The organism is Bellilinea sp. (genome assembly GCF_053501535.1).
Map to the genome: position 1 here is coordinate 24,493 of NZ_JBRCOK010000084.1, position 8,983 is coordinate 33,475.

General features: G+C 49.7%; 8 protein-coding genes. All 8 read right to left on the bottom strand.

Annotation, left to right across the window (positions count from 1 at the left end):
* Positions 1 to 108: 108 nt before the first annotated feature.
* Complete coding sequence (locus ACWIZX_RS08560; protein ID WP_322793558.1) at positions 109 to 1,410, bottom strand: MFS transporter; 1,302 nt, start codon at positions 1,408 to 1,410, stop codon at positions 109 to 111.
* Between the two features lie 73 nt (positions 1,411 to 1,483).
* Positions 1,484 to 1,717 carry a hypothetical protein gene (locus ACWIZX_RS08565; protein WP_322793557.1) on the bottom strand — a complete coding sequence of 78 codons (234 nt, stop codon included), beginning with the start codon at positions 1,715 to 1,717 and terminating at the stop codon, positions 1,484 to 1,486.
* A 17-nt stretch (positions 1,718 to 1,734) separates the two neighbouring features.
* Complete coding sequence (locus ACWIZX_RS08570; RefSeq protein ID WP_322793556.1) at positions 1,735 to 2,169, bottom strand: vitamin K epoxide reductase family protein; 435 nt, start codon at positions 2,167 to 2,169, stop codon at positions 1,735 to 1,737.
* Positions 2,166 to 3,437 (bottom strand): molybdopterin molybdotransferase MoeA, encoded by a 1,272-nt coding sequence (locus tag ACWIZX_RS08575; RefSeq protein WP_448335468.1) that lies wholly within the window; start codon positions 3,435 to 3,437, stop codon positions 2,166 to 2,168. The genes ACWIZX_RS08570 and ACWIZX_RS08575 overlap by 4 nt, the downstream gene beginning before the upstream one ends.
* 17 nt (positions 3,438 to 3,454) lie before the next feature.
* On the bottom strand, positions 3,455 to 5,662 hold the full coding sequence (locus ACWIZX_RS08580) for a RelA/SpoT family protein (RefSeq protein WP_322793554.1): 2,208 nt from the start codon (positions 5,660 to 5,662) through the stop codon (positions 3,455 to 3,457).
* Positions 5,663 to 5,739: 77 nt separating this feature from the next.
* A complete protein-coding gene (locus tag ACWIZX_RS08585; RefSeq protein ID WP_322793553.1) occupies positions 5,740 to 6,444 on the bottom strand; it encodes an HAD family hydrolase in 705 nt (234 codons plus the stop codon).
* 81 nt (positions 6,445 to 6,525) lie between these two features.
* The gene (locus tag ACWIZX_RS08590) at positions 6,526 to 7,692 is read right to left on the bottom strand and encodes an NAD(P)/FAD-dependent oxidoreductase (RefSeq protein WP_322793552.1); all 1,167 of its coding nucleotides are present in this window, start codon (positions 7,690 to 7,692) and stop codon (positions 6,526 to 6,528) included.
* Positions 7,685 to 8,983: (2Fe-2S)-binding protein (locus ACWIZX_RS08595; protein WP_448335469.1), on the bottom strand; the 1,299-nt coding region annotated here is incomplete at its 5' end. The genes ACWIZX_RS08590 and ACWIZX_RS08595, both read right to left, overlap by 8 nt.

Consider the following 8,983-nt stretch of genomic DNA (forward strand, 5'->3'; position numbering starts at 1 on the left):
TATCCTGATTGTTGTTTTTGCCCTGTTGTTCTTGTGGACGTTGGCAATTCCCAAGATATTTGTTTTCTTTTTTATAACCCTCATTTCACCCCTATATTTTTTTGCTTATCACTGGTGGCGCGAGTCGAGATTGGATTCGGGAGAATAAGCCAGCGCAACCGGGGCGGGGGATTTTTGGGGAATGCGCACAAAGAAGAAAAGGATTAACCAGGTTAAGAGTCCAAAGAGAGCCGAAACCAGAAAAGTCAGGCGATAGCTCATCAGATCTGCCAGCCAACCTCCCAAGAGGGGTGCCAGAATTGCACTGGGGGCTATCAGCGTATTTGCCAAACCGACATAGGTCGGTCGTTCCTGTTCAGTGCCAAATTCAAGGCTGACGGCTATTCCAATTGTCCAGAATACCGAGCTTGCCATACCGGCAAAGATCATGATGCCATAAAACCAGTTGTAATTAGGTGCAAGCCAGGCAGCCCCGGCAGCGATCACCGCACATAATGCACCGATCATTAAGACCGGTAATCGTCCCTTTCGATCTGCTAACCAACCAAAAGCCATGTTGGAAACAACCTGAATGATGAAGAGGATACTGGTCATAACTCCCGCGGCAACCTCTCCCATGCCGAGTACTTTAACGGCATACACCGTATAAAAAGCGGCTGCCATGGTTGCAAACTGAAATAGAATGCGGCTGATGATAAACCAGCGAAAAGGACGATCCTGACGGACGATGACCAAAACTTTTTGCCAGAAAACTTTTTGATCATCGGGGTCAGGAACAACCGGGTGATCCGGTTCACGGCTTAATGATAGAAACACCCAGGAGATGACCATCATCACGCTGGCGAGGAAAAAACAGATCATAAAATTGTTCGGGAATGGAAGGCGTTCCAATAAAAAGCCAGCCAGAATTGCTCCAATTCCACCCAGTAAATTGGCAGCGGCGGATTGTGCGCCAAAGAATGTTGCCCGTAAGTTGAAGGGGATAATTTTACCGATGAAATTCTGCCAGGCGTTGGCGGTCAGACCGCCACCGATCCCCTGCCAGATCAAGAGTGTAAAAGCAACTGCCAGGATGAGTTGATTGTCAATCGCCGGAGACCACCACGCCAGTAACCCCAGACCTAAAAAGGGCAGTCGTTCCTGCACGGTCATGAATAAAACAAACGGTTTAAAGCGATTCATGCGGCTGACCCAGCGGGCAGTCAACAATTGTGGAAATTGCCAGCCGACCGCATGAATGGCAGGCACCAATCCAATCAAGGCAGCAGAATCGGTGAAGTTGGCGATAAAAAGCGGAATTACGGTGCTAAAAGAGGCAAGCCCCAGCGCAAACCCAAAAAAACCTCCATCAAACAGGTTGACAATGGTGTTGAATCGCAAATTTTTTTGGAGGAGATTTTCCTGTGCCATTGCATCAACTTTCCACAAAAAAACCCCGGAATACCAGCCTCATCCGGGGTATCACCGTGAGGGTCATAGAGAGTTAAAATTCTTCTTCTTCGTCGTCAATCCAATCTTCGTCTTCTTCTTCCAGGTCTTCTTCCAGGTCTTCCCATTCCTCGATTTCTTCTTCGTCCCACTCATCTTCATGTTCACTTTCAGTAGTGGGAGAATAGGTGAGGCAACCCGAGTCTGGGTCAACTTCAATGAGGGCTGCACTGCAATAACCATCATCCAGGAAAGCGCAATCAATATAATGGCAGCGGATTTTTGGCATTCGATCCTCCTGAGGAGTTAAGATTCATTGCCGCTCGGGTCAATCAGTCTTTTCACCGAGTAAATAAATAAAATCAACATTGCGACTGCTGAAACCACACAGAACGGACAAATCGCTTTTATAACCGCAATTTCAAGGTACGTCAAGTAAGCTGAGTAAATGACCCCGATTAATGTGACACCAAAGAGAATAAAATCGGCATATTGATGAATCAGGCGGCTGCGTTGTTCAGCCCAAAGCAGGAGAAGGATAGCAGCATAAGCAAACAATCCCAGCAATGCGATGGGTATTCCCCATATTTCCGAATAAATACTGGTATTGACCGACCAGCAATCACCAACTCCCTGAATGCATAATGATTTATTGTTACTAAATTTGAGAACCGTCAGGTAAATTGAGTCGAGTACGCCCACCAGTGCTGTAAGCCATGCAACCCTTCTCCAAAGCCTCATTCAGGTTTCTCCACTACCGGTAATGGTTCGTTATCTAGAAGCCATGCCTGGACTGTTTCTCCGGCAGGCAATGATTTTACACCCGCCGGGATAATCAGTAAAGCGTTTGCCTGTACCAAAGAATATAAATTGCCTGAGCCCTGGTGACCGGTCAGACGGGCAAAGAATCCCTGCGGTGATTTTTGGACAATGGCACGCAGGTAACTTTCCCTTCCATCTGAGAGAACCGGATGTTCCAGAATGACCGGCAGGGTGGTGGGCGGAGTCGGCTCAAGTCCGGAGAGTCTGGCGATGACCGGACGAACAAACACCAGAAATCCAATGAATGCCGAAACCGGATTACCCGGCAGGCTGATGACGGGTAATCCCTTATATGAAGCATAGGTCAGGGGTTTGCCGGGGCGCATGTTCACCCGCCAAATTTTAACTTCCCCATGTTCTTCCAGTACCTGACGAACATAATCAAACGCTCCAACACTCACACCGGCAGAGGACAGGATTAAGTCAGCGTTTGCATTTTTGGCTTTCTCAAACAATTCCTTCACAGCCTGATATTCGTCTCTGGCTACGCCCAAACGGATGACTTCAGCCCCTTCGCGAAGCGCCAGCAGCCCTAACGAATAACTGTTGGCATCAAAAATTTTGCCAGGCTGGGGTGGGATACCGGGTGTCAGCAATTCATCACCGCTGGAAAATAAAGCAATGCGTGGTTTGCGAATGACACGGATGCGGTCAAGCCCGAGCGTGGCGAGCATGCCGATATCCTGAGGCTGGAGTTTTCTCCCTCGGCTGAGTAATTTTTGGCCGTTTTTGACATCCTGTCCGCGCGGGCGAACATTTTCACCCGGACTGGGGAAACGGAAAAAAGTTACTTGAGCAGGTAACGGTGCAGAACTATCACGGTAGGGGAAACTGGTGTCTTCTACAGGTAAAACGGCATCCGCACCTTGCGGCAAAGGCGCTCCGGTCATGATACGAGCAGCTTCTCCTCTGGCAAGCCGAAGGGAAGTATGAACACCAGCCGGAATGTCCCCCACGACGGGCAGGGTGAAATTTCCGCGTGAACCGGCACGAATATCCGAAGCAGCACATACAGCGAAGCCATCTACACTTGAATTATCAAATAATGGCAGGTCAAACGGGGAATGAATATCTTCAGCCAGAGTGCGGAAAAGCGCTTCAGATATTTCAATTTCTTCAGCCGGTAGAGGATTAAATTCAGAGAGAATTTTTGAAAGGGCGTGGTTGACTGAGATTAGGTCTGTCATGGATATGCCTTAAGAAATCAGCCGGGATTGGTGCGATGGGCTTCCAGCACATTAGGAAGATTTTCGATGCGGGTCAGGACTCGGCTGAGTTGATTAATATCGCTGATTTCCAAAACCATATGGATTGATGCCAGATTATGGGTAACCTTTAAATCAATGTCGAGCAAGTTGACTTCTTCATTGCTGATGATCATGGAAATGTCATTCATCAAACCCTGCCGGTCATAAGCCTTGACCAATACATGCACCGGGTAGGTTTGGTGAGGTTCACCCCAGGTGACTTTGACGATCCTTTCGCGTTCCTTCAGGCGTAACACATTGGGGCAGTCCTGGCGGTGAATGGTGGCTCCTCGTCCGCGGGTGATGTAGCCGACGATTTCATCACCGGGAGCCGGATTACAACAACGGGCGAAAGTGGTTAGTAAGCCTTTCAAACCGAGGACGGTAACACCGTTTCCACTGGGTTTTGTTTCTTTAGGCTGGTGCAGGGTAAAGATAAAGGGGTCTTTTTTGGCGTTTTCATCGCTGATGCGGTTTATGACCCTGCCCAGTCCAATATCGCCGCAACCAACAGCAACGTATAAATCTTCTGCGTTTTTGAAGTCAAAATCTTGTGCCAGTTTTTCAACGTCCACATCGGTGATTCCAAGGCGGCGCAATTCTTTTTCAAACATGGCTTTGCCCTGAGTCAGGTTCTGCTCGCGGTCTTGCTTCTTGAACCATGCCCGGATTTTGGATCTGGCTCGCTGGGTTTTGACCAATCCCAGCGATGGATTGAGCCAGTCCCGGCTCGGCCCGCCCTGTTTTGCGGTCAGAATTTCCACCTGATCGCCGGTTTTAAGGGTGTAATCTAACGTAACCAGTTTGCCATTTACTTTTGCTCCCCGACATCGGTTGCCGATTTCGGTGTGTACGTGGTAGGCAAAGTCAATGGGTGTGGAGCCGGCTGGCAGGTCTATAATATCTCCGCGCGGAGTGAAGACATAAACGCGGTCTTGAAAGACATCGCTTTTCATGCCTTCCACAAATTCCTGGGCATCTTCGATCTCTTGACGCCATTCCATCAATTTCCGCAGCCAGTTGATGCGTTGTTCGTAGAGTTCGTCTTTCGGCCCACGCTCCTTGTAACGCCAGTGAGCGGCAATACCGTATTCGGCATTCTGGTGCATCTCCATCGTGCGGATTTGAACCTCGAGGGGTTTGCCATCATCGTAAATTACTGCAGTATGCAGTGATTGATAAAAGTTATCCTTGGGGGCAGCAATGTAATCATCAAATTCCTGCGGGATGGGACGCCAGTGGGTATGAATGACGCCCAAGGCAGCATAACACGAAGGAATATCTTTGACGATGCAGCGGACAGCCCGCAAGTCACGAACCATCTCAAAGGTTTTGCCTTTTTCGGCCATCTTTTTGTAGATGGAGTAAATGTGCTTTGGGCGCCCGCTGATTTCAGCCTTGATGCCGTTCTCTCGCAGGATGGTTTGCAGCCGCTGAATGATCTGCTGAATTTGTCGTTCGCGGTCCTGGCGGCGTTCAGCCAGATTTTCGGCAATTTCGCGGTATTTTTCGGGATTGACATAGCGGAAGGCCAGATCTTCCAGCTCCCACTTGATTTGCCAGATACCGAGACGGTTGGCCAGCGGGGCAAAGATATCCAGCGTTTGCTGGGCTATGCGTTTGCGTTTTTCTTCCGGCATGTAACCGAGTGTACGCATGTTGTGCAGCCGGTCTGCCAGTTTTATCAGGACTACCCGGATATCATCCCCCATTGCCAGAAAGACTTTGCGCAGGGTTTCGTTGGTCATGTCCTTGCGCCGGCTGCGAGAGGATGTTTCCACCGGTTCGGGTAGCAAATCCTCGTCGGCGATCAGGCTTTCCCGGTGCTGGTCTCCCCGCGAAACTCGCGGTAAGTTGGTCAATTTGGTAACGCCGTCCACCAGTCTGGCAACTTCATCACCAAATTCTTTGCGGATATCCTCGAGTGTGACGATTGTATCTTCAACGGTGTCGTGAAGTAAGCCGGCAATGACCACAGCCGGGGGAACCTGCATTTCAGCCAGAATGGCGGCAACTGCCAGGCAATGACTGACATAGGGCTCGCCAGAGGCGCGTTTTTGCCCCTGATGAGCGGTTTCAGCAAACCGGTAGGCACGCATCACCATTTCCCGGTCAACAACCGAGTAATTTTGCGGCAGAATTTCCATCAGGCTGTCAATTTTCATGCTTTGCCCGTTTATTTACTGATTGTAGTAAGTATACCTTTTCCCGCCTGACTTTCAAGATGTGGATTGAAAATATTCTACACCTTGATAGATTTGAGATTTTGCCCATTATTATGAACGGATACCAGGGCGGTTAAATCCGGCAAGGTGACGCGATCCAGGCTATCAAGGATGAAACTGGCTTCGGAAAGATCCAATCTTTTACTGATGGGATTGGGAATGGCAACACAAAACAATCCGGCGCGGCGGGCCGCCCTGATTCCATTCGGAGAATCTTCCAAAGCAATGGCCTGATGGACATCCACCCCAAGCAGCTGGAGGGCTTTCAAGTAAAGGGCAGGATCTGGTTTGACGGAATGTACATCTTCCTTTGTGAGGACTACTTGAAAATAGGGCAGTAGCCCAAGCCGTTGGAGGTGACCCTCTACCCACGTTCGAGGAGAACTGGAAGCAACCGCCAAGTGCAGCCCGGCATTTACTGCTTCCGTTATCAAACTTTCGACACCGGGCAGAGGCTGTAACCGATTGGCTTTTTGAATGGAACGTTTCTTTTGTTCTGTCCAAAGGGTTTCATTATCCGTGGTGATACCGGTTCTCTGGTATAGAATACCGGCAGCATCAAAGGCAGCTGCACTGGTACCCAGGCACGCAACCCACTCTTCAAATTTCAATTCTGCTCCAAATTCTCTAAAAATTTCCAGCCAGGTCTCAAACTCGGGACTTTCCGTGTCCACGATCAGTCCATCAAAGTCAAAAATTAAGGCGCGAATTGGTGATTCCATGATGAGTGTCCGGTAATGCAAGGATTAATTTTCCTCTGTTTGCCCACAGAGGGCGATGTCAATCATACCATAGGGTCAGGCCTATTTCAGTAATTCTTGTCCGGCAAATTGACGCTGAGGTGAGAGGATTTGGAGGATGATCTCATCCTCTGGTTCGGTGCGGTTAAGCACCAGACGGCTTAACAATTCTCCGACACCCGGCCCAAGCATAAAACCCTGGCCACACATCCCAACCGCAAGCAGCATATTGCGCGGGTTTTGCGCATAGCCAATGATTGGAAAACCATCCGGCGTCATTGGATAAAGCCCTCGCCATGTGCGGCGGACACGGATATGTTTCAAGCGGGGCATCACCTCTATCATCCGGCGTGATACCATCGGCAAAAACTGGCTGGTTTCCTCGGTATCGGTTCCCCAAATATTGGGTGAAGGAGTGATGCAAAAGACGATTTGACCGGTGAGATGCTGGTAAAAATAAAAATTCGAAGAACCCGGTGCCGGACGGATGTCCACGATCATCGGATGGAGAAAGCGGGTGACCGGTTCGGTGATGGCAGCTTCGTGAGAATCGGGAAAGACCGGCAGGTCAAGGCCGGCAAGTTCGCCCACCTGCCGGGCATGACCTCCGGCAGCATTGATAATGATATCGGCTGTGTAGGTTGCGCGGTTGGTGTGGACAGCTTTTATTTCACCATTTTTGAGGGTGAAATTTTCGATGGTTTCGTGAAAGTGAAATTCGGCTCCCAGACGACGGGCATGGCGGTAAAAAGCATGAATTGCCAGCATGGGGGAGGCGCTGCCATCCTCTGGCGAATAGGTGCCGCCCAGCAGGTCATTTGGATTTAAATCCGGTACGACTTCTAACAATTGCTTTTTATCCAGCCAGTGGATGTTCAAGCCAAAGGAATGCTGTTTGACCAGCAATTCTTTGAGGATTTTCTCCTCGCGTTCCCGGTAGGCCACAAACACATAACCGCCCGCGTACCATTCGATATCATCTCCATAAGTTTCTTGCCATGTTGAAAAAATATCAATGCTGCGTAAGCAAAGGCGGATTTTGGCCGGGTCTGAATGGGTAGCACGGATGCCGCCGATGGCGCGCTTGTTCGATTCCTGACCGACACTGGCCGCCCGGTCAATTACCAGTGTCTTGACTCCATTGCGTGCAAGGAAGAAAGCTGCGGGTGTTCCAATAGAACCTGCCCCAATGATGATGACATCATAATGCGTGTGGTTTGTTTCAGGCATGGTTATCTTCTTCCTCAGTTGGGATTCCGGCAAAAACGCCGAGAGGAACTTCGACAAAGAGAGGGCGGCGGGTATTTTCGGTTACCTGATCGAGGGGTACGCCCTCTTCGCGGAAAAGACGGAGGATTAAATTGCCACAGGTTTTTGAGCCACATGCTCCCATTCCGGCGCGCGAGATGGCTTTGATTTCGTTTATGTCACGGTAACCTTGTCGAATCAGAGAGCGGATTTCTCCCGCGGTCACGTGTTCACAGCGGCAAACGATGGTTTCATTCTCAATGTAATTCACGAATTGATCGAGAGGCCGGGTTACCTCAGGTGATTGTACGCGTATTCCGGCTATGCGGGTTGCAATTGGGCGAGGGGCTTTCACGCGGACGATCAGCGTGCGGTCATTGTTGGGAATGGCGTTTATCCCAACTATCGGCACATCGCCCAACTCCTCACCGTTGGTATCAATGACCCTTACCGTTTGTTTGCCTTCCAGACCTTCGCGGGTAAATTCATAGGGAATAGACACAATGGGGTTTTCGGCGTCCTTACGGCTGTTGACCAGTGTAATGGCTAACCCCGGACAACCTGCCACGCACTTCCCGCAACCTTTGCAGTTGTAATTATCCCCCACAAAGTGTGGAACACCGCGGATATCATCACTTTCAATGACAATCAATTCTAGAGGACAAAGGGTGGTGCAGGGATTGCAGGGGATTTCCTGCTGGCAGTGGATGACCGGTAGAATACCACCATCGAGATCGGGTAATTGTTCAGAATAGACCCTTCCTGGTCTGGACTTGAGGATTTGACTGGTCTGGTACCATTCTTGTGGAATTTCAACCTCCGCATGACCCAGATGACGGATGATTTCCAGGCCTTTGATTTTTCCGGAAAAAATCGCGGCAGAGGCTTCGGCAATTTCTTCTGCATCGCCTGCCAAAAAAGACGGAAGGTGATATTGGATGGCTTTTTGATGAAATTCATTGACCGGTTCTAAACCAACGGCGATCAGTACGCAGTCACATTCAAAAGATTTTTCTGTTCCTTTGATGGGTTTGAAGTTTTCATCAACCTGAGCAATGGTCACGGATTCCACGCGATCCTTGCCGTTGGCGCTCAAGATGGTGTGGGATGTGTAGATGGGTACACCCATGCGTGCCAGTTTATCTTTATGAACTTTGTAACCACCGCATTCCGGCAGGGCTTCAACCAGACCGACAACCTGAATTCCGGCTTGGAGGGCATGATAACCGGCAATCAGGCCGACGTTCCCCCCGCCGACAATAAATAATCTTTC